Origin of the sequence: Aeromonas sp. BIGb0405 (assembly GCF_024807335.1) — a bacterium.
In the GTDB taxonomy this organism is placed as follows: domain Bacteria; phylum Pseudomonadota; class Gammaproteobacteria; order Enterobacterales; family Aeromonadaceae; genus Aeromonas; species Aeromonas rivuli.
In genome coordinates this window covers 1-25,018 of record NZ_JANUEP010000017.1, presented here as the reverse complement: position 1 = coordinate 25,018, position 25,018 = coordinate 1, and the positions used below count along the sequence as shown (strand labels likewise).

Sequence of the window (25,018 nt, the reverse complement as noted above, 5' to 3'; positions counted from 1 at the left end):
TCCAGTCTACCTGTCCGACAGACAACGGCAAATGAATAAGACCCGCCCCGGGGGCCTGAGTTCCCTTGCTTATGCATCGACGAACAGCTCGGCGGCGACCCTCAACCCTAATCGGGTCTGATCTGCCAGCAAGTCGCGGATGTCAGACTCCTCAATCTGAGGATTGAGCAGCACGGCGCGCAGCAGTACCAGGGGTTGATCGTCGTAGCGGCTCAGTGCGCGCTGGGTGCGGGAGACGAAGCTGTGCCCCTCGGCGCGCTGGGCTTTTTGCAGCGCAATGTTGAAGGCATTGATCTGGTCGTTGGCCGCCTCGTCCAGGGGCTGACCCTGCAGGTGGGGCGGGATGCAGCGATAGGAGAGCAGGTTCATCACCGGCGCAGACATCAACTCGAAGGCAGGATCCGCGTCTATCAGCGCCGCCATGCAGCGCGCCTTGTCATAGTTTGCTTCGATGAGGGTGCGATAGCCCGCCTCACCGAGCAGTTGAAAGGCGGCATCCAGATAGAGGGCATTGGCGGGACGGGTGCCTTCCAGGGTGAAGCGGCCCTGATCGAAGGAGCTGGCACGAATGGCGTAGGGGGCTTCGCGCTTGACCGCCATCACCAGATCCGGTCGCTTGCAGAGCAGCATGCCGGTACCAAGGGGGATCAGCAGCTGCTTGTGGCCATCCAGGGTGACGGTATCGGCGGCCTCTATGCCCGCCAGTAGCGACCGATAGCGGGGAGAGAAGAGCGTCGGACCGCCCCAGGCGGCATCCACGTGGAAATGCACCCCTTCCCGGCGGGCGATGGCGGCGAGTTCAACCAGGGGGTCGACGGAGCCAAAGTCGGTACTGCCCGCCACCCCTATGATGGCGAGCACCTTGAGGCGCTGGGCCTTGCACGCGAGCAAGGCGGCCTCCAGGGCGGGCAGGCTGAGGCGATTGTCGGCATCCGTGTCCAGGCGATGCACACTGGCCGCACCCAGCCCCAGCAAGTCCATCCCCTTGTCGAAGGAGTAGTGCATCAGGCGTGAGCCGAGGATGACGGCACCGCGGTAACCCTGCTCGACCAGATTGAAGAGGTTATCGCCCACTGCATGGTTGCGGGCCAGCCAGAGGGCGGTGACGTTGGCGATGGTGCCGCCGCTGGTCATGACACCGAGGGCTGCGTCTTTGGCATGCATCTGGCTGCGATAAAACGCATCCTCATCCCGGTAGACGAGGCGGTGCAGCTTGGCCAGGACTTCCCGCTCGAGGAAACTCAGCAGGCGGGAGGACTCCATCTTCATCGGATTCTGGTTGAGCATCACCAGCAGCCGGGCCAGCTCGCCGGTGAAGGCGGGCAGAGGGGCCGTCATGTGGCCCATGTAGTGACGGGAGGCGAGATGGGAAGCGCCAGGCACCAGTTGTTCGAGCCGCGCCAGATAGGCCTGGGTATCCATGCCCTCGCCGGGCACAGTGGCATCATCGAGTTGCTGGCAAAACTGCTCATGCCTATAGGGCGCCTCGCTGTCATCGGCGCGGTGAAAGCGCTCCAGCAGGCGGGTCACGGCAGCGGCCAAGGCCGGGTCCGGTTTGGCAAAGAGTTCGGTCAACGTCATCGGGGTCTCCAGACCAGGCCGGCGGACCACGCCATCCGGGCGCATGGGCCAAGGGGTCGCGGCGGCATCAATACGGGTCATCACCAGAACCACTCAGGGGCAATGGGCTGGCGGCAGAGGATACACCAAAGGGGCGCGGCTGGCAGCCACTCCCTTTTTTCAGCTAACACTTGTACTCTTAAATCCTCTTGAGCTAGAGTGAAGCCTCTAATCATTGGTATCGAGAGTGGGTGCGATGGACTATTCCCCCCGTGAAGAGTGGGCGAATCGCTGGAGTCATGGCCTGGGATTGGGGCTGGGGATAGTGGGCGGGATCTGCCTGTTGCTCAAGGGGTGGGATCAAGGGCCCCTGGCCCGGCTCAGTTATGGCCTCTACAGCGCCAGCCTGATATTGCTATTCCTCGCCTCCACCCTCTATCACAGCATGGGGGAGGGGCCCTGGCGGCGTTGGTGCAAGATCTTCGATCACTGCGCCATCTATCTGCTGATCGCCGGCACCTATACCCCCTTCCTGCTGGTCGCGCTCGATAGCCCTCTCGCCGATTGGCTGATGGCGGTGATCTGGCTGCTGGCTCTGTTCGGGGTGGTGTTCAAACTTATTTTCATCAATCGTTTCAAACGACTGTCCCTTGTCACCTATCTGATCCTGGGCTGGTTCTCTCTGCTGGTGGTCTACCAGCTCTACCTCAATCTGGCCGTTGGCGGCTTGGCATTGCTGGCGCTGGGTGGCCTCATCTACAGTCTGGGCGTCATCTTCTACGCCAACAAGCGGATCCCCTACAACCATGCCATCTGGCACCTGTTTGTACTGGGGGGGAGCCTGTGCCACTTCGGGGCCATTTATGGCTACGTGGCCTCTCTACCCTGAGGCGATAGCGCGAGCCCCCATATCAGGGGCATTAAATCTAACCCTTAATTGGTAATTTTTGCTCCTAGTTACGCCAGAATCGTGCGCCGCCACACAGTCATCCCCCTCCTTTGCTGACAAGCTAGGCCGAGTCAAATTCGGAACAAGGATGGCGGAAAATGAGTGAGATCGCGCTTTCTATCAGCATGCTATCCCTGGTGGCGGTGCTCGGGCTCTGGCTGGGCAACTGGAAGATCCACGGGGTGGGATTAGGGATAGGGGGGGTGCTGTTTGGCGGCATACTGGTCGGCCACTTCGCCGGTATTTTGCAGGTGAGCTTCGATGACCACACCCTGCATTTCATCCAGGAGTTCGGACTGATCCTGTTTGTCTACACCATCGGCATCCAGGTCGGTCCCGGGTTCTTCTCCTCCCTGCGCAGTTCCGGGCTCAAGCTCAATGGTTTTGCCGCTCTGCTGGTGGTGCTCGGCTGCGTGGTGGCGCTGGGACTTCACAAGCTGTTTGACGTGCCGCTGCCGGTGATCCTCGGGGTCTTCTCCGGGGCCGTGACCAATACCCCTTCCCTGGGGGCGGGTCAGCAGATCCTGGCCGAGCTGGGCGCCGCTCCCGGCTCCACGGCGCTGATGGGGATGGGCTATGCGGTGGCCTACCCATTCGGGATCTGCGGCATACTGCTGACCATGTGGTTGGTGCGCGTATTTTTTCACATCAAGATCGAGGATGAAGCCGTTCGTTTCGAGCAAGAATCCGGCACAGTCCGCGAGAGTCTACAGACCATCAATATCGCGGTACGCAACCCCAACATGCACGGACTCATGCTCAAGGAGATCCCCAGTCTGGATGAGACGGATGTGATCTGCTCACGTCTGAAGCGGGGCGATGAGCTGATGGTGCCGCGCCCGGATACCCGCATCCAGACCGGGGATCTGCTGCATCTGGTCGGAGAGCGCCATGCCCTGCGCAAGGTATTGCTGGTGTTGGGGGAGGAGGTCGATACCTCCCTCTCGACCCGGGGGACCGAATTACGGGTCGAGCGTGTGGTGGTGACCAACGAGCAGGTGCTCGGCAAGAAGATCCGCGATCTCGACATCAAGCAGAAATACGATGTGGTCATCTCGCGCCTCAACCGGGCCGGGATCGAGCTGGTTCCCACCAGCCAGACCAGCCTGCAATTTGGTGACATCCTTAACCTGGTCGGCCGGCTAGACGCCATAGAAGCCGTGACCTGCGTCGTGGGCAACGTGCAGCAAAAACTGCAACAGGTGCAGATGCTGCCGGTATTCATCGGCATCGGGCTCGGGGTGTTGCTTGGTTCAATTCCCTTCTATCTGCCCGGTTTCCCGGCGGCGCTCAAGTTGGGCCTGGCTGGTGGCCCTCTGGTGGTGGCTCTGATCCTCGCCCGGATCGGCAGCATAGGTAAGCTCTATTGGTTTATGCCTCCCAGCGCCAACCTTGCCCTGCGAGAGATAGGCATAGTGCTGTTTCTGGCCGTGGTCGGGTTCAAATCCGGTGCGGGTTTTGTTGATACCCTGCTTCACGGTGATGGCCCTGCCTGGGTGCTCTATGGCATGGCGCTGACCCTGATCCCTCTGCTGGTCGTTGGCGTACTGGCGCGTCACTACGGCAAGCTCAACTACCTGACCCTGTGCGGTTTACTGGCGGGTTCGATGACGGATCCTCCGGCCCTGGCTTTTGCCAACGCCATGCACAGCAACAGCGGTGCCAGTGCGCTTGCCTACGCGACGGTTTATCCCCTGGTGATGTTCCTGCGCATCATCTCGCCGCAACTGTTGGCCATACTGCTCTGGGCCGGCATCTGACGTATCAGTTGGCATCACGGCATGATGCCAACTGACCCATTTCAACCAATTGAAATAAATAGTTTTTTATCAGTAGGCATAACAGATGCCAACCCTCCGGTTTCTAAGCCTGTTCCCTCTCAAAAAGCCCTCATTCGTTCTAAATTTCTCACTGGTTGCTAGTGACTCATTCGAATAAAGTGGATGCTGGAAAATTGTATGCCCGTCATCGGGAATTACTCATCAGGAGAGAGCATGAGCGCCAATACCATCACCTTGGAACAGGACATAGTCGTGACCCATTTGACCCAGCCGGTATACCTGGTCGGTGAGGATGGCAGCCTGCGTCAGTTGGCCGAAGGGGATGCCGTCGCCAAAGGCGCACAGTTGCTCTCGCCTGAGGGAGGCACCCTTGGTGCCGGTACATTGCAGATCTCGCTGCCAGTGGCCGACCTCCATCCTGATGAGCTGGATCCCGCAGGTGACGGTGTACTGTTGGCCCTCAACCAGGGAGAGGGTGAACCCTCGGCCACGGGGGCTGTCAGCGATGACATTGCAGCCTTGCAGGCTGCCATTCTTGACGGCGTGGATCCGACCAAGGCATTCGAAGCGTCAGCAGCGGGGGGGGCCCCGGCGGCGGGTGGCGGTGTGGCGGGAGGAAGCGGCAACGGGGGCTTTATCGTGGTTGATCGCAGCGCCGATTCGACCCTGGCTCAGGGTGGTTTCGATACGGACGAACCAGCCAGCGCCATTGTGCGGCGAGAGGATCTTCCTGCCGCAGCAGATGAACTGCTGCTGGATGCGACAGCACCGCAGATCTCGGTCTCGGCTCCCGACAATATCAAGGACGCTACCCCGACCCTCACCGGCATCACGGATGCCGCCCCCGGCAGCACAGTGACCCTGGTGGTGACCGATGCCAATGGCAATCAGCAGGTCCTGATCGCCACGGTCAATCCGGATGGCAGTTTCAGTGTGGATGTGGCGACGCCCCTGGCTGATGGCGATTACAGGGTGACGGCTTCCGTGACCGATCCTGCCGGCAACACCGGCACTGCCGCCGACGATGGCAGCGTGGACAGCACGGCGCCTTCCGTCACTGTGACTGCGCCGGATAACACCAACGACAGCACCCCGACCATCACTGGGACCACCAATGCGGCCCCTGGCAGCACAGTGACCCTGGTGGTGACCGATGCCAATGGCAACCAACAGACCCTGACGGCCACAGTTCAGCCGGATGGGACTTACAGCTCGAATGTGGTCACCCCTCTGCCGGATGGCGGCTATGAGGTGACTGCCAGCGTGACCGATCCCGCCGGCAACACCGGCACTGCCGCCGATGATGGCAGCGTGGACACCACCGCCAACATCACGGTGAGCCTGGATGACGTGAACGGCGACAATGTGGGCAACGCGCCCATCACTGGCACCTCCGATGTCGGCCCGGGTCGCACCGTGACCCTGGTGATCACTGATGCCAACGGTGACAAGGTGACTGTCACAGCCGTCATCGATGGCAATGGCAACTACAGCACCACCGCGGATCTGAGCGGGCTGGCGGATGGCAATCTGACCGTCGTGGCCAGTGCCACAGATGCGGCGGGCAACCGTGCTGACGCCCGTGATGACACCACCTCGCTCGACACCACGGCGCCGGATGCTCGTATCACCCTGGATGCCGACATCACGCCGGATGACATCATCAACGCGGCGGAAGCGAACCAGAACATCGCGATCACCGGCACTGTGGGTGGTGACGTCAGGGTGGGCGACACCGTCATCCTGACGGTGAACGGCAAGACGTTTACCGGCCTGGTGCTGGCTGACAAGACCTTCAACATCAAGGTGCCGGGTGCGGATTTGGTGACGGATGGCGACAAGCTGATCGACGCCAGAGTGACCACCACAGATGCGGCGGGCAACAGCACCACAGCAACTGGCAGCGAAGGCTACAGCGTGGACACCCAGGGCCCGAGCGTGCTGGTCGACATCGTCGACACCCAGCTGACCGTGGGCGAGACCAGTGACGTCACCTTCACCTTCAGCGAGCAGGTGACCGGGTTCGATCCGAGTGACCTGACCGTGGTCGGCGGCACCGTGACCGGGCTGACTACTTCCGACGGCGGCAAGACGTGGAGCGGGACCTTCACCCCGGATGCCAACTTTGAAGGCACCGCCTCCGTCACCGTCAAGCCGGAGAGCTACACCGATCTGGCCGGCAACCAAGGAAGCGGCGGCAGCGACAGCGCGGCCATCGACACCCAGGCCACTGGCGCGCCGACGGTAGTCATTACCGAGGACATCGATAACGACGGCACCATCGACCGCACCGAAATCAGCGGCAAGGTAGACGTCAACGTCGGCCTGCCGACCGATGCCAAGGCCGGCGACACCCTCAAGGTGAGCGGCCAGGCCGATCGGGTGCTGACCGATACCGACATCAGCGCAGGCAAGGTGGGCTACGAGTTTGACCGCCCGACTGACGGCGTGACGCTGACCGTCACCGCCACCCTCGTGGATGGGGCGGGCAACGTCTCGGCAGAAGGCAAAGACAGCGCGGTCATGGGCGACACCACCGCGACCGGCGCGCCGACCGTGGTCATCACCGAAGATGCCAACAACGACGGCACCATCAGCAACAGCGAGATTTCAGGCCCCGTAAACGTCGAGGTGGGTCTGCCGGCGGAAGCCAAGGCCGGCGACACCCTCAAGGTGAGCGGCCAGGCCGACCGGGTGCTGAGCGATGCCGATGTCACGGCGGGCAAGGTGGGCTACGAGTTTGACCGTCCGGCTGATGGCGTGAAACTGACCGTCACTGCCACCATCGTCGATGCCGCCGGTAACGTCTCGGCAGAAGGCAGCGACAGCGCCACCATGGGCGACACCACCGGCACCGGCGCGCCGACGGTAGTCATTACCGAAGATACCGACAACGACGGCACCATCGACCGCACCGAAATCAGCGGCAAGGTAGACGTTAACGTCGGCCTGCCGACCGATGCCAAGGCGGGCGACACCCTCAAGGTGAGCGGCCAGGCCGACCGGGTGCTGAGCGATGCCGACATCACGGCGGGCAAGGTGGCTTACGAGTTTGACCGTCCGGCTGATGGCCAGAAGATCACCGTCACCGCCACCCTCGTCGACGGTGCGGGCAACGAATCCCTGCCGGGCAGCGACAGTGCCACCATGGGCGACACCACCGCCACTGGCGCGCCGACGGTAGTTATCACCGAAGATACCGATAACGACGGCACCATCGACCGCACCGAAATCAGCGGCAAGGTAGACGTTAACGTCGGCCTGCCAGCGGAAGCAAAGGCCGGGGACACCCTCAAGGTGAGCGGCCAGGCTGACCGGGTGCTGAGCGATGCCGACATCAGCGCTGGCAAGGTGGGCTACGAGTTTGACCGTCCGGCTGATGGCCAGAAGATCACCGTCACCGCCACCCTCGTCGACGGTGCGGGCAACGAATCCCTGCCGGGCAGCGACAGTGCCACCATGGGCGACACCACCGCCACTGGCGCGCCGACGGTAGGTATCACCGAAGATGCCAACAACGACGGCACCATCGACCGCACCGAAATCAGCGGCAAGGTAGACGTTAACGTCGGCCTGCCAGCGGAAGCCAAGGCCGGGGACACCCTCAAGGTGAGCGGCCAGGCTGACCGGGTGCTGAGCGATGCCGACATCACGGCGGGCAAGGTGGCTTACGAGTTTGACCGTCCGGCGGACGGCGTGACGCTGACCGTCACCGCCACCCTCGTGGATGGGGCGGGCAACGTCTCGGCAGAAGGCAAAGACAGCGCGGTCATGGGCGACACCACCGCGACCGGCGCGCCGACCGTGACCATCACCGAAGATGCCAACAACGACGGCACCATCGACCGCACCGAGATTAGCGGCAAGGTAGACGTTAACGTCGGCCTGCCGACCGATGCCAAGGCGGGTGACACCCTCAAGGTGAGCGGCCAGGCCGACCGGGTGCTGAGCGATGCCGACATCACGGCGGGCAAGGTGGCTTACGAGTTTGACCGTCCGGCGGACGGCGTGACGCTGACCGTCACCGCCACCCTCGTGGATGGGGCGGGCAACGTCTCGGCAGAAGGCAAAGACAGCGCGGTCATGGGCGACACCACCGCGACCGGCGCGCCGACCGTGGTCATCACCGAAGATGCCAACAACGACGGCACCATCAGCAACAGCGAGATTTCAGGCCCCGTAAACGTCGAGGTGGGTCTGCCGGCGGAAGCCAAGGCCGGCGACACCCTCAAGGTGAGCGGCCAGGCCGACCGGGTGCTGAGCGATGCCGACATCACGGCGGGCAAGGTGGCTTACGAGTTTGACCGTCCGGCGGACGGCGTGAAGCTGACCGTCACCGCCACCCTGGTGGATGGGGCGGGCAACGTCTCGGCCGAAGGCAGCGACAGTGCAGTCATGGGTGACACCACCGCTACTGGTGCGCCGACCGTGGTCATCACCGAAGACACAGATAACGACGGCACCATCAGCAACAGCGAGATAAATGGTGCAATCAACGTCGAGGTGGGTCTGCCGGCGGAAGCCAAGGCGGGCGACACCCTCAAGGTGAGCGGCCAGGCCGACCGGGTGCTGACCGATACCGACATCACGGCGGGCAAGGTGGCTTACGAGTTTGACCGTCCGGCCGACGGCGTGACGCTGACTGTTACCGCCACCCTGGTGGATGGGGCGGGCAACGTATCCCTGCCGGGCAGCGACAGAGCCACCATGGGCGACACCACCGCCACTGGCGCGCCGACTGTGGTCATCACCGAAGATGCCAACAACGACGGCACTATCAGCAACAGCGAGATTTCAGGCCCCGTAAACGTCGAGGTGGGTCTGCCGGCGGAAGCCAAGGCGGGCGACACCCTCAAGGTGAGCGGCCAGGCAGACCGGGTGCTGACCGATGCCGACATCACGGCGGGCAAGGTGGCTTACGAGTTTGACCGCCCGGCCGATGGCGTGACGCTGACCGTCACCGCCAGCATCGTCGACGGTGCGGGCAACGAATCCCTGCCAGGCAGCGACAGTGCCACCATGGGCGACACCACCGCCACCGGTGCGCCGACCGTGGTCATCACCGAAGATGCCAACAACGACGGCACTATCAGCAACAGCGAGATAAATGGTGCAATCAACGTCGAGGTGGGTCTGCCGGCGGAAGCCAAGGCCGGTGACACCCTCAAGGTGAGCGGCCAGGCTGACCGGGTGCTGAGCGATGCCGACATCAGCGCCGGCAAGGTGGCTTACGAGTTTGACCGCCCGGCTGATGGTCAGAAGATCACCGTCACCGCCACCATTGTGGATGGGGCGGGTAACGTCTCGGCTGAAGGCAAAGACAGTGCCACCATGGGTGACACCACCGCGACCGGTGCGCCGACCGTGGTCATCACCGAAGATACCAACAACGACGGCACCATCGACCGCACCGAAATCAGCGGCAAGGTAGACGTTAACGTCGGCCTGCCGACCGATGCCAAGGCGGGTGACACCCTCAAGGTGAGCGGCCAGGCTGACCGTGTGCTGACCGATGCCGACATCACTGCCGGCAAGGTGGCTTACGAGTTTGACCGTCCGGCCGATGGCGTGAAGCTGACTGTCACCGCCAGCATCGTCGATGCCGCCGGTAACGTCTCGGCAGAAGGCAGCGACAGTGCGGTGATGGGTGACACCACCGCGACCGGTGCGCCGACCGTGGTCATCACCGAAGATGCCAACAACGACGGCACCATCAGCAACAGCGAGATAAATGGTGCAATCAACGTCGAGGTGAGTCTGCCGGCGGAAGCCAAGGCGGGTGACACCCTCAAGGTGAGCGGCCAGGCTGACCGGGTGCTGAGCGATACCGACATCAGCGCCGGCAAGGTGGGCTACGAGTTTGACCGTCCGGCTGATGGCCAGAAGATCACCGTCACCGCCAGCATTGTGGATGGGGCCGGCAACGTCTCGGCAGAAGGTAAAGACAGCGCAGTGATGGGCGACACCACCGCCACTGGCGCGCCGACCGTGGTCATCACCGAAGACACAGATAACGACGGCACCATCGACCGCACCGAAATCAGCGGCAAGGTAGACGTGAACGTCGGCCTGCCGGCCGAGGCCAAGGCCGGCGACACCCTCAAGGTGAGCGGCCAGGCTGACCGGGTGCTGAGCGATGCCGACATCAGCGCAGGCAAGGTGGGCTACGAGTTTGACCGTCCGGCGGACGGGGTGAAGCTCACCGTCACCGCCACCCTCGTCGATGCCGCCGGCAACGTTTCGGCAGAAGGCAGCGACAGCGCGGTGATGGGCGACACCACCGCCACTGGTGCGCCGACGGTGGTCATCACCGAGGATGCCAACAACGACGGCACCATCGACCGCACCGAAATCAACGGCAAAGTGAATGTCGAAGTGGGCCTGCCGACCGATGCCAAGGCCGGCGACACCCTCAAGGTGAGCGGCCAGGCAGACCGGGTGCTGAGCGATGCCGACATCAGCGCTGGCAAGGTGGGCTACGAGTTTGACCGTCCGGCCGACGGCGTGAAACTGACCGTCACCGCCACCATTGTGGATGGGGCGGGCAATGAATCCCTGCCAGGCAGCGACAGTGCCACCATGGGCGACACCACCGCCACCGGTGCGCCGAGCGTGGTCATCACCGAAGATGCCAACAACGACGGCACCATCAGCAACAGCGAAATCAACGGCAAGGTAGACGTTAACGTCAGCCTGCCGACCGATGCCAAGGCGGGCGACACCCTCAAGGTGAGTGGCCAGGTCGACCGGGTGCTGAGCGATGCCGACATCACGGCGGGCAAGGTGGCTTACGAGTTTGACCGCCCGGCGGACGGGGTGAAGCTGACCGTCACTGCCACCATCGTCGATGCCGCCGGTAACGTCTCGGCTGAAGGCCGCGACAGTGCCACCATGGGTGACACCACCGCCACCGGTGCGCCGACCGTGGTCATCACCGAAGATGCCAACAACGACGGCACCATCAGCAACAGCGAGATAAATGGTGCAGTCAACGTCGAGGTGAGTCTGCCAGCGGAAGCCAAGGCCGGCGACACCCTCAAGGTGAGCGGCCAGGCTGACCGGGTGCTGAGCGATGCCGACATCACGGCGGGCAAGGTGGCTTACGAGTTTGACCGCCCGGCCGATGGCGTGACGCTGACCGTCACCGCCACCATCGTCGATGCCGCCGGTAACGTCTCGGCTGAAGGCAAAGACAGTGCCACCATGGGTGACACCACCGCCACCGGCGCGCCGACCGTGGTCATCACCGAAGATGCCGACAACGACGGCACCATCGACCGCACCGAAATCAACGGCAAAGTGAATGTCGAAGTGGGCCTGCCGACCGATGCCAAGGCCGGGGACACCCTCAAGGTGAGCGGCCAGGCTGACCGGGTGCTGAGCGATGCCGACATCAGCGCCGGCAAGGTGGCTTACGAGTTTGACCGCCCGGCCGACGGCCAGAAGATCACCGTCACCGCCACCATTGTGGATGGGGCGGGTAACGTCTCGGCTGAAGGCAGCGACAGCGCAGTCATGGGTGACACCACCGCCACTGGCGCGCCGACCGTGGTCATCACCGAAGATGCCAACAATGACGGCATCATTAGCAACAGCGAGATTAGCGGCAAGGTAGACGTTAACGTCGGCCTGCCAGCGGAAGCCAAGGCCGGCGACACCCTCAAGGTGAGCGGCCAGGCCGACCGGGTGCTGAGCGATGCCGACATCAGCGCCGGCAAGGTGGCTTACGAGTTTGACCGTCCGGCCGACGGCGTGAAACTGACCGTCACCGCCACCATTGTGGATGGGGCGGGCAATGAATCCCTGCCAGGCAGCGACAGTGCCACCATGGGCGACACCACCGCCACCGGTGCGCCGACCGTGGTCATCACCGAAGATGCCAACAACGACGGCACTATCAGCAACAGCGAGATAAATGGTGCAATCAACGTCGAGGTGGGTCTGCCGGCGGAAGCCAAGGCCGGTGACACCCTCAAGGTGAGCGGCCAGGCAGACCGGGTGCTGAGCGATGCCGATATCACGGCGGGCAAGGTGGCTTACGAGTTTGACCGCCCGGCGGACGGCGTGAAGCTGACCGTCACCGCCACCCTGGTGGATGGGGCGGGCAACGTCTCGGCTGAAGGTAAAGACAGCGCAGTGATGGGCGACACCACTGCCACCGGTGCGCCGACCGTGGTCATCACCGAGGATGCCAACAACGACGGCACCATCAGCAACAGCGAGATAAATGGTGCAATCAACGTCGAAGTGGGTCTGCCAGCGGAAGCCAAGGCCGGCGACACCCTCAAGGTGAGCGGCCAGGCCGACCGGGTGCTGAGCGATGCCGACATCACGGCGGGCAAGGTGGCTTACGAGTTTGACCGCCCGGCCGATGGCGTGACGCTGACCGTGACCGCCACCATCGTCGACGGTGCGGGCAACGAATCCCTGCCAGGCAGCGACAGTGCCACCATGGGTGACACCACCGCGACCGGTGCGCCGACCGTGGTCATTACCGAGGACATCGATAACGACGGCACCATCGACCGCACCGAAATCAGCGGCAAGGTAGACGTGAACGTCGGCCTGCCGACCGATGCCAAGGCGGGCGACACCCTCAAGGTGAGCGGCCAGGCCGATCGGGTGCTGAGCGATGCCGACATCAGCGCAGGCAAGGTGGGCTACGAGTTTGACCGTCCGGCGGACGGGGTGAAGCTCACCGTCACCGCCACCCTCGTCGATGCCGCCGGCAACGTTTCGGCCGAAGGCAGCGACAGTGCCACCATGGGCGACACCACCGCCACTGGCGCGCCGACGGTAGTCATCACCGAGGATACCAACAACGACGGCACCATCAGCAACACCGAGATCAGCGGCAAGGTGAACGTGGAAGTGGGTCTGCCAGCGGATGCCAAGGCCGGTGACACCCTCAAGGTGAGCGGCCAGGCAGACCGGGTATTGACCGATGCCGACATCAGCGCAGGCAAGGTGGGCTACGAGTTTGACCGTCCGGCGGACGGGGTGAAGCTCACCGTCACCGCCACCATCGTCGATGCCGCCGGTAACGTTTCGGCAGAAGGTAAAGACAGCGCGGTCATGGGCGACACCACCGCGACCGGCGCGCCGACTGTGGTCATCACCGAAGATACCAACAACGACGGCACCATCAGCAACAGCGAGATAAATGGGGCAATCAACGTCGAGGTAGGCCTGCCAGCGGAAGCCAAGGCGGGTGACACCCTCAAGGTGAGCGGCCAGGCCGACCGGGTGCTGAGCGATGCCGACATCACGGCGGGCAAGGTGGGCTACGAGTTTGACCGCCCGGCCGACGGCGCCGGTCTGACTGTCACCGCCACCATTGTGGATGGGGCGGGCAACGAATCCCTGCCAGGCAGCGACAGTGCCACCATGGGCGACACCACCGCCACCGGTGCGCCGACCGTGACCATCACCGAAGATGCCAACAACGACGGCACCATCAGCAACAGCGAGATAAATGGTGCAATCAACGTCGAGGTGAGTCTGCCGGCGGAAGCCAAGGCGGGCGACACCCTCAAGGTGAGCGGCCAGGCTGACCGGGTGCTGAGCGATGCCGACATCACGGCGGGCAAGGTGGCTTACGAATTTGACCGCCCGGCTGATGGCGTGAAACTGACTGTCACCGCCACCCTCGTCGACGGTGCGGGCAACGAATCCCTGCCGGGCAGCGACAGTGCCACCATGGGCGACACCACCGCCACTGGCGCGCCGACGGTAGTTATCACCGAAGATACCAACAACGACGGCACCATCGACCGCACCGAAATCAGCGGCAAGGTAGACGTGAACGTCGGCCTGCCGACCGATGCCAAGGCCGGCGACACCCTCAAGGTGAGTGGCCAGGTCGACCGGGTGCTGAGCGATGCCGACATCACGGCGGGCAAGGTGGCTTACGAGTTTGACCGTCCGGCGGACGGGGTGAAGCTCACCGTGACCGCCACCATCGTCGACGGGGCGGGCAACGAATCCCTGCCGGGTAGCGACAGCGCGACCATGGGCGATACCACCGCCACCGGCGCGCCGACCGTGGTCATCACCGAAGATGCCAACAACGACGGCACCATCGACCGCACCGAAATCAACGGCAAAGTGAATGTCGAGGTCGGCCTGCCGGCCGAGGCCAAGGCCGGCGACACCCTCAAGGTGAGCGGCCAGGCCGACCGGGTGCTGACCGATGCCGACATCACGGCGGGCAAGGTTGCTTACGAGTTTGACCGTCCGGCTGATGGCCAGAAGATTACCGTCACTGCCACCATCGTCGATGCCGCCGGTAACGTCTCGGCAGAAGGTAAAGACAGCGCCACCATGGGCGACACCACCGCCACTGGCGCGCCGACCGTGGTTATCACCGAAGATGCCAACAACGACGGCACCATCAGCAACAGCGAGATTTCAGGCCCCGTAAACGTCGAGGTGGGTCTGCCAGCGGAAGCCAAGGCCGGCGACACCCTCAAGGTGAGCGGCCAGGCCGACCGGGTGCTGAGCGATACCGACATCACGGCGGGCAAGGTGGCTTACGAGTTTGACCGTCCGGCGGACGGGGTGAAGCTCACCGTGACCGCCACCATCGTCGACGGGGCGGGCAACGAATCCCTGCCGGGTAGCGACAGCGCGACTATGGGCGATACCACCGCCACCGGCGCGCCGACGGTAGTTATCGTGGACGACGTGAACAACGACCAGATGCTGACCAAGGCCGAGATCGGCAACGATCAGATCCAGGTGCGTGCCGGGGTCAGCCATGCTGATTTGGTTGCGGGCGGCAAGGTGACGCTGACCATCAACAATGGTGCCGTCAGCAGTACGGTTGAGCTGACGTTGAAAGCCGATGGCACGCTGCAATCGAACAATGGCAAGAGCTATGGCTATCAGAACGGCGTTATCAGCTGGACTGAAGCGACGCCGGGCAATGGAACATCGTTGACGGTGACCGCGACCCAGACCGACCAGGCGGGCAACACCTCCCTGCCGGGCAGCGATACTGCGCTGGTATTGGCCGTTCCCGTCACTTCCGGCGGCTACGCCAGTGGCGCCGAAGACACCCCGCTTTCCCTGAAGTGGAGCGATTTCAAGGCCAGCGATGCCGATACACCAGATGCTCAGCTGTCGATCAGGGTCACTTCACTGCCAGCCGATGGCTTGCTCCAGTACAAGGATGCTGAGGGTAAATGGCAGACAGTGACACAGGCTCTGGTGAATAGCGGGTTGACATTCAGCAAGGGGGATATTGATGCAGGCAAGCTGCAGTTCTTGCCTGACCTTCATGAGTCGAGCTCGGCTGCGGGCAACAATGGCGGCACTCCGGGCAACAAGCTTGGCGATTATGCCGCCTTTGATTACCTGGTCAGCGATGGTGTCAATGCCAGTGACAACGCCAAGTTCGTTATTGATATCAAGCCAGTGGTTGATGGCGTGACCCTCAAGGTTGAGCTGGTGAGTGGCGGTTTGACTCAGGGTGCGGCGAAGGTGGAAGAGATCCTGGACTCCTTGCAAGGCAAAAATCCATCATCGAACCCGACCGGAGGGAATGATTATCTGGTGTCCAGCAATGGCAGCTGGGTAGATGGCGGGGCTGGCAACGACACGATCAAGTTCGGCAGCGGTACAAGCTTCCAGGCGATCGGTGGGGCTGGCAACGACACCCTGATCGGTGGGGCCAGCGTCAATGAGGTCCTGATTGGCGGTGACGGAGATGACATTCTGATCGGTGGCAAGAATGCAACGTCCTCGGTCAAGCTGCAGGGGGATGGGGGCAACGATACGCTTATCTCTCAAAGTCTGAAGGCAACCACTTCCTATTACGGTGGTGACGGCCAGGACGTTGCCTACATGCCCGGCTCGATGAAGGCGCTGAAACTGGTCACGACCGGTTTGCCCAACAGCTGCGACTACCGGCTTGTCTATACGGACCCTGTCACTGGGGCGGTGACCAACCATGACTTCTACAGTGTCGAAACCCTCTATCTGCAAGATGGCAAGTACCAGTTTGAGGGTGGCCAGCTGAGCAAGGTTGCCGACCTTGCAACCCTGAAGATTGATGCTGACTTGATAGACACAGACGGTAGCGAGCGCTTTACCGAGCTGACCATCAAGGGACTGCCGCAGGGGGCTGAGGTCTCCGGCGGTACTCTGCAGGCTGACGGCAGTTGGAAGGTGCCAGCCAGCATGCTGGATCAGGATGGCAAATTGTCGCTGCAGATTGAACTGCCGGTCGGTAGCCAGAATATCAAGGTTACCGTTGTGGCGGGCTCGCAAGAGTACGATATGAATGGTCAACCTATCTCGGGTGAAGTGAAATTTACCGAGGCAGACGCCGGCTTCATGATCAAACCGGCCAATCCGAATGGTGACAACACCCTTGATGGCGGCGGTGGTGATGATGTGCTGCTGGGGGATATAGGTGGCATCAAGACGTCGGTCGAGCCTGGCAAGAATTACAATGTCGCGCTGATTGTGGACACCTCAGGCAGCATGGCATATGGCCTGGATGGGAATAAGGAGCCCAGCCGAGGTCAGGATCGAATGACATTGACGATCAATGCACTGAAAGTGTTGGCCAACCAGCTGGCCAGCCACGATGGCGTGGTCAACGTGACGCTGATCGGTTTCGCCGGGTCGGCCAGCAATATGTTGAAGATCGAAGATCTCAACTCGGCAAACCTGCAGACGCTGATCAACAAGATCACGGCCTTGTCTGCTGATGGTGGCACCAACTACGAGGATGCCTTCATCAAGGCGACCGAGTGGTTCAATACCAAGCCGGGGAGCGGGACAGACCTGAAATTCGAAAACCTGACCTACTTCCTGACCGACGGTGATCCCACGACGTACAACGGTGACAAATCATCGTCCGGTGGTACCACGAATGATGCCGACATGCAGAAGGCCATCGATGTCTTTACGTCTCTGTCGGGATTGAGCGAGGTCAAGGCGATTGGCATAGGTACCGGTGTGACGGAGGGTAACCTGAAGTATTTCGACAATACCCAGGTGACCGGTGCGAGCAGTCAATATGGCCAGTCGCAAATACTGAATGACTTCTCGAGTAATAGTGGTGTGTGGAGAGCGAGCAGTTGGGGTAAAGCTGGTGATAGCTCCGGCACCGTTGTGAGAGACAACGACAAGATTGAGTTGACTGATAAAGCCTCTTCCGGTGCGTCGATCTTTACCAGTGCAACACTGGCGGTGGCGGCGGGTAATGGCATCCGCTTTGATTTGTCTACAGATAGCGATTTTTCTTCCGGTGACAGTTTCTCGGTGCAATTACAGCGCTGGAATGGCTCGAGCTGGGTCAATGTCGGTAGTGCTTTAAATACGACCGGAATGATAGACAGTGGTCCTTTAGTCGCTGCCGATTATCGCTATGTCTTTACATTGAATGATATAGATGACGGTTGGAGTTGGAGTCGGGGTTGGGATAACACGTCGGCCACGCTGGTGATAGATAACCTCGCCAAGGTGACGGACTATCCGCCGATCGGTCAACCCGACATTATCACCAAGGCCGAGGATCTCCAGGCCGTGCTTGTGGGTGGCTCGGTGACGAATACTCCCGCAGAGGTTGGTTCGGATACGGTCAAGGGCGGTGCAGGCAGCGACATCCTGTTTGGCGATGCCATTAACACCGATTATCTGCCCTGGGGCGCGGCGGGCAATCCGGCCAAGCCGACGGACTGGGTCAATGGCAAGGGACTGGATGGCTTGACCCAGTTCCTGACCTTGAAGAACGGCTATGCCCCCAGCACCGTAGAGCTGTACGAATATATCAAGGGCAATGCCAAGTCATTTGATGTCGCAGGTGATACTCGTGGCGGGCACGACAAGCTGTATGGCGGCCTGGGAGACGACATCCTCTTCGGCCAGGGAGGTAACGACGAACTCTCCGGTGACGCTGGCAACGATGCCCTCTATGGCGGTACCGGTAACGACACCCTGAGCGGTGGCTTGGGCAATGACATCCTGACTGGGGGCCTCGGCAACGACATTCTGAAGGGGGATGCGGGATCAGATGCCTTCACCTGGCTGAAGGGGGATACGGTCGCAGGCTCGGTCGCCAAGGACTATGTGCTCGACTTCTCCAAGTCCGAAGGGGACAAGCTGGACCTGAGCGATCTGCTCGACAGCGATGGCAGCAAGAACCAGAGCTCCCTGAAGAGCCTGCTCTCTGTGTTCCAGGACAGCGAAGGGGTGCACCTGCAGGTGAAGGAGAGCAGCGCGGCGCCGGTGACTCAGGAGATAGTGCTGATGAATCACAGCTTCGATACCCTGACGGGCAATGCGGGCGCGACCTCGACCCAGGTGATCGACTTCATGTTGAACAACCATATGCTGGAGATCGATAAATAAGGCTGTGCTGGACCCGCAAGTATCAAGACGGTGGCTCAGGCCACCGTTTTTCATGGTGCCAAGCAGGAAGAGAGAGCGAGCAGCAGTGACTTGAGCCTTGCATGGCAAGGAACAGCATCAGGTAGAAGAGGGGAGTCGGAAGGCAATATAGGAAGGCAATAGAAGCAAAATAGGAGGAGAGATCTCCTCCTAGCAAGGCGGCAGCTTAGAGAAGGGTAACGTTCTCAGCCTGCGGACCTTTCTGACCCTGAGTCACGGTGAACTGAACCTTCTGGCCTTCGGCCAGGGTCTTGAAACCAGTGCTCTGGATGGAGGAGAAGTGAACGAAAACGTCCGGGCCCTGGGATTGCTCGATGAAGCCGAAACCCTTGGTCTCGTTGAACCATTTGACTTGGCCGGTGCGAATGTCAGACATGTGTAAGTCCTATCTATAACAAAATGAAACTAACGCCTGGTACAGGCAGGGTTTGCCTAGAAGACAGGGGGAGGGCATGACTGACCTGTTTAACCGTCTCAGTCGTGCTCAACAGTCCCTGTTTAAAGCAAAAACGATTGTACGTGAGCGCGGATCCTTGTCAATTTTCGAGGATTCATTTTTTGAGCAAGGTAAAACTATTGGTCAATCAAGCCGTTGTCGGCAGGGATTGAGCATGAAAAAGGAGGCATCAAGCCTCCTTTTTCTGTTCGGCGCCTTGAATGCCTTACTCCTTGAGCGCAAAACCCTCACCCTGGCGATCGTAACGATAGAGTACCTGGAAGTCGTCCCGGATCTCGACACGCTGGATCCGTTGATCGTCTCCGACCAGGATGTTGAGTGACTTGCCGGTTTGCATCCGGGTCAGCGGTCTGTCCGGCCCCTCAATGGCAATGAGGCGGCTCAACTCGACCCCGGGTAACTGAAACTGGCGGAACAGGGAGAACAGGGTTTCGCCCGCTGCCACCTTGTGCCGCAGCCACTTGCCATTGACCGGTTCGGGTTCGACGGCAACCTTTGCCTGATTTTGCGGCTGTCGCAGCGCGTTCTGGGCTTGGACCGGGATGGCGACGGGCACGCTGAGCACGCCGGAGGGGGCTGCTTGCGGCGCGCTGGGCGCAGGTTCCCAGGCCAGCAGGATCAACCAGACTGGCACCAGGATCAGCAGTGCGATGCAGTGCTTGCGGGGCAGAGGGGTTTGCCACTTGCGGCCCTGATCCGTCTTGGGCCGGCTGGCATCCCGGTTTCTCAGCTGTCCCAGAGTCTGGCCAAGTTGCTGGCGCAGGGGCAGGCTGGCGGCGTTGATACGTTCAAGCAGGGATCCTTGAGACTCGTCTTTATGACGCTGTGCTCGTCTGTTATGGCCACGGGGGCGACGATCCGGGGTGGGCACGGCAGTTACCTCTCACTACAATTGCCTGCCATCAGGCAAATCAGGCGCCTATGGTAAACGGACTCGCCCCCGAGGGGGAGAGCCCGTGACAGGAAAATTATCAGCGTAGTCGGAATTGTCCCAGTAATTGCTGTAATCGTTCCGCCGCCTGACGCAGCGCCTGACTGGCGTTGGCGGTCTCGGCTGCATCCTGGGCGATGTCATTTGCCAGGACGTTGGTCTGGGCCAGATTGCCAGAGACCGTCTCGGAGACAGAGCTTTGCTCCTCGGCGGCGGAGGCTATCTGGTAGGTCATGTCATTGATGGTGGCGATTGCCTGATAGATGCTGCCAAGGGCGGCCTCTGCCAGATCCGCCTCTGTCACGGCCTGTTGCGTCAATTGCTGGCTGAGACTGATGGCACAGACGGCATTGGTCGAGCTGTGACGTATCTTCTCGAGCAGCTCCTGAGTGTTCTGTACCGCCTGCTGAGTGTTGCGGGCCAGCTGGCGCACCTCATCGGCCACCACGGCAAAGCCACGGCCCTGATCCCCGGCCCGGGCCGCTTCGATGGCGGCATTGAGTGCCAGCAAGTTGGTCTGATCGGCAATATTCTGAATGACGGTGAGAATGCTGGTGATCTGCGCGCTGTCCCGGGCCAGCCCTTCGACCACCTCGGCCCCCCGGCCAGCCTCCGTCGCGACCTTGTGCATCGACTGGATCACCTGCTGGAAGCGTACCTTGCCCTCATCGGCCGCGCTCTGGGCCTGCTTGGCGGAGTCGGCGGTGTTGTTGGCATGGGTCGCTACCTCCTGACTGACATACGACATCTCCTGGACCGCGGTCAGCATCTGCTCCATCTCCGCCTGATGAGATTGCAGGTTGCGATCCGTCTGACCCGCGATGCGATCGGTATCACCGGCGTGACGGTTCACCTCGCTGGCGGTACCGAGTACATCGCCGAGCAACCCCTGTAGCTTGTCGATGAAGCGGTTGATGCCTTTGGCCAGATCCCCCAGTTCGTCGACTGAGTGAGCCTGGAGTCGCTTGGTCAAGTCTCCTTCGCCATCGGCGATGTCATCCACCAGGCTGACCATCTGCCGGATAGGACCCGTGATGCTGCGCGCAATAAACAGCATGGCGGCCAGGGCCAAGCCCAGCACCAGCAGGGCGCCTATCAGCTGCTGGCTCATGGCGGCACGGTTCAGCTCGTTGAGCTGAGCTTCGAGCTGATCGGCACGGGCCAGCACCACCTGATAGGGCAGGGTGACGATGATGGCCCAGTTGCGGTGCATGCCAGGTACCTGAATGGGCACAGAGATCCGAAATGCCTCGTTGAGTTCCTGGCGCTGCACCTCTGGCTTGAGGTATTGACGCCACTCCTGACCGAGCCGTTGTGCGGCCGGGCCACCGAGCAGGGCCGCATCGCCACTGGTGCCGGTGATCACCCCGGCGGCGCTGACGATCAATGTCTCACCCTTGCCGTCATAGATGTTGCTGTTGAGGTGCCTGGCCTGCTGATTGATGGAGTCTACCGTCAGATCCAGCGCCGCTATCCCCTTGAACTGACCCTTGACCATGATGGGGCTGGTGATGGTGCTCACCAACACCTGCTGACCGTTGATGTCGACCTTGAAAGGGTCGATGAGGCAGGCCTGGCCTTGCTGTTTCGGGCAGGCATAGTAGTCGTTGGCCGGGTTGCCGAAGCTGTCTGTGTCGCTTTTCTCGATGGAGAGCAGCAGATCCGAGCCTATCTTGGTGCCATCACGATAGAAGTAGGGCACGAAGCGGCCTTGGGGGTCACTGCCCAGTTCAGTCTGACCGGCGAAGAGGGCATCATCGCCAGCAAAGCCATTGGGCTCGAAACCGGCGAAGGCACCATAGAGCTGTGGCTCGAGGGCGAGCTGGGCCTTGAGCAGATCATTGACCTGTGGACGGCTGAGGCTGAGCAGCCCCTCCTGTTGCAGGGTCAGTACACTGGCCATCTGCTGGGTATAAGAGAGCCCCTTTTGCAGCAGTTGTGTGATGGCGGCCGCCTCGGCGCGGGCCTCGGCACTGACTTTCTGCCATGCCTCTTCTTGCAGGGCTTCACGGCTGGAACTGACGGTCAGTTGCTGAGTCTGGCGGCCCGAATATTGGGTCTGCAAGATGAGGATCACCAGTGCGAGGGTCATGGCGATCCCGGCCATCACCAGTATGCGGTGTGAAATAGAACGAAACTGCATCATGCGTTCCTTGTTGTAGGGTGAAGTTGGCTGAAATATCGGCGGATTAGCTGAAAGCTCCAGCTTTTGTTAGCAGTAGAGCCGAAAATAGCGAGATGTTTTGCGATCCTCCTCATGTCCGGGGAGAAAGGGATTCATGCTTGCCCTGCACCCTGCACCCTGCACCCTGCACCCTGCACCCTGCACCCTGCACCCTGCGCAGGCCCAGATTTCCCCATTGGGAGCGCTGAGCGTTACCGTCCTGTTGTTCGGCCCCGTTGCTGGGGTTTAGGTTCGATTCTCCCGGGGGAGAGCCTGTTGCATATCCGGGTTGCTCATCTTGAAGGGGGTGATCAATGTCCAGTTTTCCCATCCGGGGGCGGGAGTGCTAAAATGCGGCGGTTTTTCTAACGCATTGGCCCAAGGCCCTCTACACAAGGCTTAAAGATGAAAGTCAAAACCCGTTTTGCGCCCAGCCCGACCGGTTTCCTGCATGTCGGCGGTGCCCGTACCGCGCTCTACTCCTGGCTCTATGCGAAAAGCCAGGGCGGTGAGTTCGTGTTGCGTATCGAGGATACCGATCTGGAACGTTCCACCCAGGAGGCGATCGACGCCATCATCGAGGGCATGGAATGGCTGGAGCTGAACTGGGATGAGGGTCCCTATTACCAGACCAAGCGTTTCGATCGCTACAACGCCCTGATCGACGAGATGCTGGCCGACAGCCGCGCCTACAAGTGCTTCTGCTCGCGGGAGCGGTTGGACGCGCTGCGTGAAGGTCAGATGGCCAGCGGCGAGAAGCCGCGCTATGACGGCAAGTGCCGGGATGCCGCTCACGATCACCCGGCCGATGCGCCCCACGTCATTCGCTTCCGCAACCCGACCGAAGGCTCAGTGGTGTTCGATGATCACGTCCGTGGCCGCATCGAGTTCGCCAACAGCGAGCTGGACGATCTCATCATTCGCCGCACCGACGGCGCCCCCACCTATAACTTCTGCGTGGTGGTCGATGACTGGGACATGGAGATCACCCACGTGGTGCGTGGCGAAGACCACATCAACAACACCCCGCGCCAGATCAACATCTATAAGGCCCTGAACGCACCTGTGCCTGAGTTTGCCCACGTATCCATGATCCTGGGCGACGACGGCGCCAAGCTCTCCAAGCGTCACGGCGCCGTGTCCGTGATGCAGTACCGCGACGACGGCTACCTGCCGGAAGCCCTGCTGAACTACCTGGTGCGTCTGGGCTGGTCCCACGGCGATCAGGAGATCTTCACCCTGGACGAGATGATCAAGCTGTTCAGCCTGGATGCCATCTCCAAGTCGGCATCCGCCTTCAACACCGACAAGCTGTTGTGGCTCAACAACCACTACATGCGCAGCCTGGATCCGGCCTATGTCGCCAAGCATCTGGCATGGCACATGGCGGAGCAGAACATTGATACCAGCAAGGGGCCGACCTTGCCTGAGGTGGTGACCCTGCTGGCCGAGCGCTGCAACACCCTGGTGGAGATGGCCGCCCAGAGCCGCTACCTGTTCGAAGAGTATGAAGCGCTGGACGAAGCGGCTGCCAAGAAGCACCTGCGCGGCGTCGCGGCCGAGCCGCTGACCCTGGCCAGGGCCAAGCTGGCGGCCCTGGAGACCTGGACCACGGAGGCGCTGCACGAGCTGATTGAAGCCACCGCCGCCGAACTGGGTCAGGGCATGGGCAAAGTCGGCATGCCGCTGCGCGTCGCCGTGACCGGGCTGGGCCAGTCCCCCGGCATCGACGCCGTGATGGCCTTGGTCGGCAAGGAGCGGGTACTGGCTCGCATCGACCGCGCCCTGGCCTACATCGCAGCGCGGATGGCCGCCGAGTAAGCTTGCCGTCGGACATTGCCGTCACCGGTCTGGGATAATCTCTCCCCGGGTATCGACGCCGTGATGGCACTGGTTGGCAAGGAGCGGGTACTTGCTCGCATCGATCGCGCCCTGGCGTATATCGAAGCGCGTATGGCCGCCGAGTAAGCTTGCCGTCGGACATTGCCGTCACCGGTCTGGGATAATCTCTCCCCGGGTATCGACGCCGTGATGGCCCAGGTCGGCAAGGAGCGGGTGCTAGCTCGCATCGACCTCGCGCTGGCCTACATCGCAGCGCGGATGGCCGCCGAATAAGTCGATTCATTGCCATAGAAAAAGGGCTCCCGTTCGGGGGCCCTTGTTGTTTGTATCCAAGAGTGATTTGTGACCAAAAACAGCAAGATAGCGACAGGGTTGCCGGTAAAAACAGCTAACTGCCTGAATTTTGACTAAACGCATCGACGAGGGGTATTTTTGGGTTGACAGCAAAGCGGTCGATGCCTATCATGCGCCTCCGTTGCCGGAGATAACTTTGGTAGCGCCGAGGTGAGTTGGGGTTATAGCTCAGCTGGGAGAGCGCTTGCATGGCATGCAAGAGGTCCGCGGTTCGATCCCGCGTAGCTCCACCAAATTCTCCTCGAACAATCTGGAATCTAAGGGGTTATAGCTCAGCTGGGAGAGCGCTTGCATGGCATGCAAGAGGTCCGCGGTTCGATCCCGCGTAGCTCCACCAGATTCTTGATTGACGAATACCCAGGGCAGTGCGGTGTGTATCACCCAGGCCGACCTTTGTGGGGTTATAGCTCAGCTGGGAGAGCGCTTGCATGGCATGCAAGAGGTCCGCGGTTCGATCCCGCGTAGCTCCACCACTATTTCGCAGTAAGGCAAACGGACACCAGAACCGATTGTCTAAAGAGTAAAGATTTCGGGGTTATAGCTCAGCTGGGAGAGCGCTTGCATGGCATGCAAGAGG

At 61.4% G+C, this 25,018-nt stretch carries 9 protein-coding genes, 3 tRNA genes and 1 pseudogene; 9 read left to right on the top strand and 4 right to left on the bottom strand.

Translation table 11 applies throughout. The features are described from left to right. Positions 1–69: 69 nt before the first annotated feature. Complete coding sequence (locus tag M2366_RS19245; RefSeq protein ID WP_042041274.1) at positions 70–1,581, bottom strand: aminotransferase class V-fold PLP-dependent enzyme; 1,512 nt, start codon at positions 1,579–1,581, stop codon at positions 70–72. 235 nt (positions 1,582–1,816) lie between these two features. Here M2366_RS19245 and M2366_RS19240 point away from each other — a divergent pair, with 235 nt between their 5' ends. From M2366_RS19240 to M2366_RS19230, 3 genes are all read left to right on the top strand, one after another. Further along, on the top strand, positions 1,817–2,449 hold the full coding sequence (locus tag M2366_RS19240; RefSeq protein WP_259270434.1) for a hemolysin III family protein: 633 nt from the start codon (positions 1,817–1,819) through the stop codon (positions 2,447–2,449). 158 nt (positions 2,450–2,607) lie between these two features. Then, the gene (locus M2366_RS19235) at positions 2,608–4,269 is read left to right on the top strand and encodes a putative transporter (protein ID WP_259270433.1); all 1,662 of its coding nucleotides are present in this window, start codon (positions 2,608–2,610) and stop codon (positions 4,267–4,269) included. Between the two features lie 234 nt (positions 4,270–4,503). Further along, positions 4,504–18,654, top strand: coding sequence for an Ig-like domain-containing protein (locus M2366_RS19230; RefSeq protein WP_259270432.1), 14,151 nt, complete (start codon positions 4,504–4,506; stop codon positions 18,652–18,654). 205 nt (positions 18,655–18,859) lie between these two features. Here M2366_RS19230 and M2366_RS19225 read toward each other — a convergent pair whose 3' ends face one another. The 3 genes from M2366_RS19225 to M2366_RS19215 form a co-directional block, all read right to left on the bottom strand. Next, positions 18,860–19,069 (bottom strand): cold-shock protein, encoded by a 210-nt coding sequence (locus M2366_RS19225; RefSeq protein WP_005317918.1) that lies wholly within the window; start codon positions 19,067–19,069, stop codon positions 18,860–18,862. Between the two features lie 286 nt (positions 19,070–19,355). After that, positions 19,356–20,021, bottom strand: coding sequence for a LysM-like peptidoglycan-binding domain-containing protein (locus tag M2366_RS19220; protein WP_224432127.1), 666 nt, complete (start codon positions 20,019–20,021; stop codon positions 19,356–19,358). 100 nt (positions 20,022–20,121) lie between these two features. Beyond that, positions 20,122–22,224, bottom strand: a complete 2,103-nt coding sequence (locus M2366_RS19215; RefSeq protein WP_259270431.1) for a methyl-accepting chemotaxis protein — start codon at positions 22,222–22,224, stop codon at positions 20,122–20,124. A 426-nt stretch (positions 22,225–22,650) separates the two neighbouring features. Between M2366_RS19215 and gltX the strand changes: the two genes are divergently transcribed. The 6 genes and pseudogenes from gltX (at position 22,651) to M2366_RS19185 (ending at position 24,914) form a co-directional block, all read left to right on the top strand. Then, a complete protein-coding gene (gene gltX / locus M2366_RS19210; protein WP_259270430.1) occupies positions 22,651–24,066 on the top strand; it encodes a glutamate--tRNA ligase in 1,416 nt (471 codons plus the stop codon). A 42-nt stretch (positions 24,067–24,108) separates the two neighbouring features. Then, positions 24,109–24,213 (top strand): annotated as a pseudogene (locus tag M2366_RS19205) (glutamyl-tRNA synthetase); the annotation flags it as partial. 15 nt (positions 24,214–24,228) lie between these two features. Beyond that, positions 24,229–24,360: a glutamyl-tRNA synthetase gene (locus M2366_RS19200; protein WP_259270428.1), complete on the top strand. Its 132-nt coding sequence runs from the start codon at positions 24,229–24,231 to the stop codon at positions 24,358–24,360. Positions 24,361–24,598: 238 nt separating this feature from the next. Then, a tRNA-Ala gene (locus M2366_RS19195) sits at positions 24,599–24,674 on the top strand. A gap of 28 nt (positions 24,675–24,702) precedes the next feature. After that, a tRNA-Ala gene (locus M2366_RS19190) sits at positions 24,703–24,778 on the top strand. Between the two features lie 60 nt (positions 24,779–24,838). Next, positions 24,839–24,914 (top strand) — tRNA-Ala (locus tag M2366_RS19185). The last annotated feature ends 104 nt before the right edge of the window (positions 24,915–25,018 follow it).

Bases quoted from the DNA above. Each gene is read 5' to 3' on its own strand.
- gltX (WP_259270430.1), top strand. From the start codon at position 22,651: ATGAAAGTCAAAACCCGTTTTGCGCCCAGCCCGACCGGTTTCCTGCAT.
- M2366_RS19215 (WP_259270431.1), bottom strand. From the start codon at position 22,224: ATGCAGTTTCGTTCTATTTCACACCGCATACTGGTGATGGCCGGGATC.
- M2366_RS19225 (WP_005317918.1), bottom strand. From the start codon at position 19,069: ATGTCTGACATTCGCACCGGCCAAGTCAAATGGTTCAACGAGACCAAG.
- M2366_RS19240 (WP_259270434.1), top strand. From the start codon at position 1,817: ATGGACTATTCCCCCCGTGAAGAGTGGGCGAATCGCTGGAGTCATGGC.
- M2366_RS19235 (WP_259270433.1), top strand. From the start codon at position 2,608: ATGAGTGAGATCGCGCTTTCTATCAGCATGCTATCCCTGGTGGCGGTG.
- M2366_RS19230 (WP_259270432.1), top strand. From the start codon at position 4,504: ATGAGCGCCAATACCATCACCTTGGAACAGGACATAGTCGTGACCCAT.
- M2366_RS19245 (WP_042041274.1), bottom strand. From the start codon at position 1,581: ATGACGTTGACCGAACTCTTTGCCAAACCGGACCCGGCCTTGGCCGCT.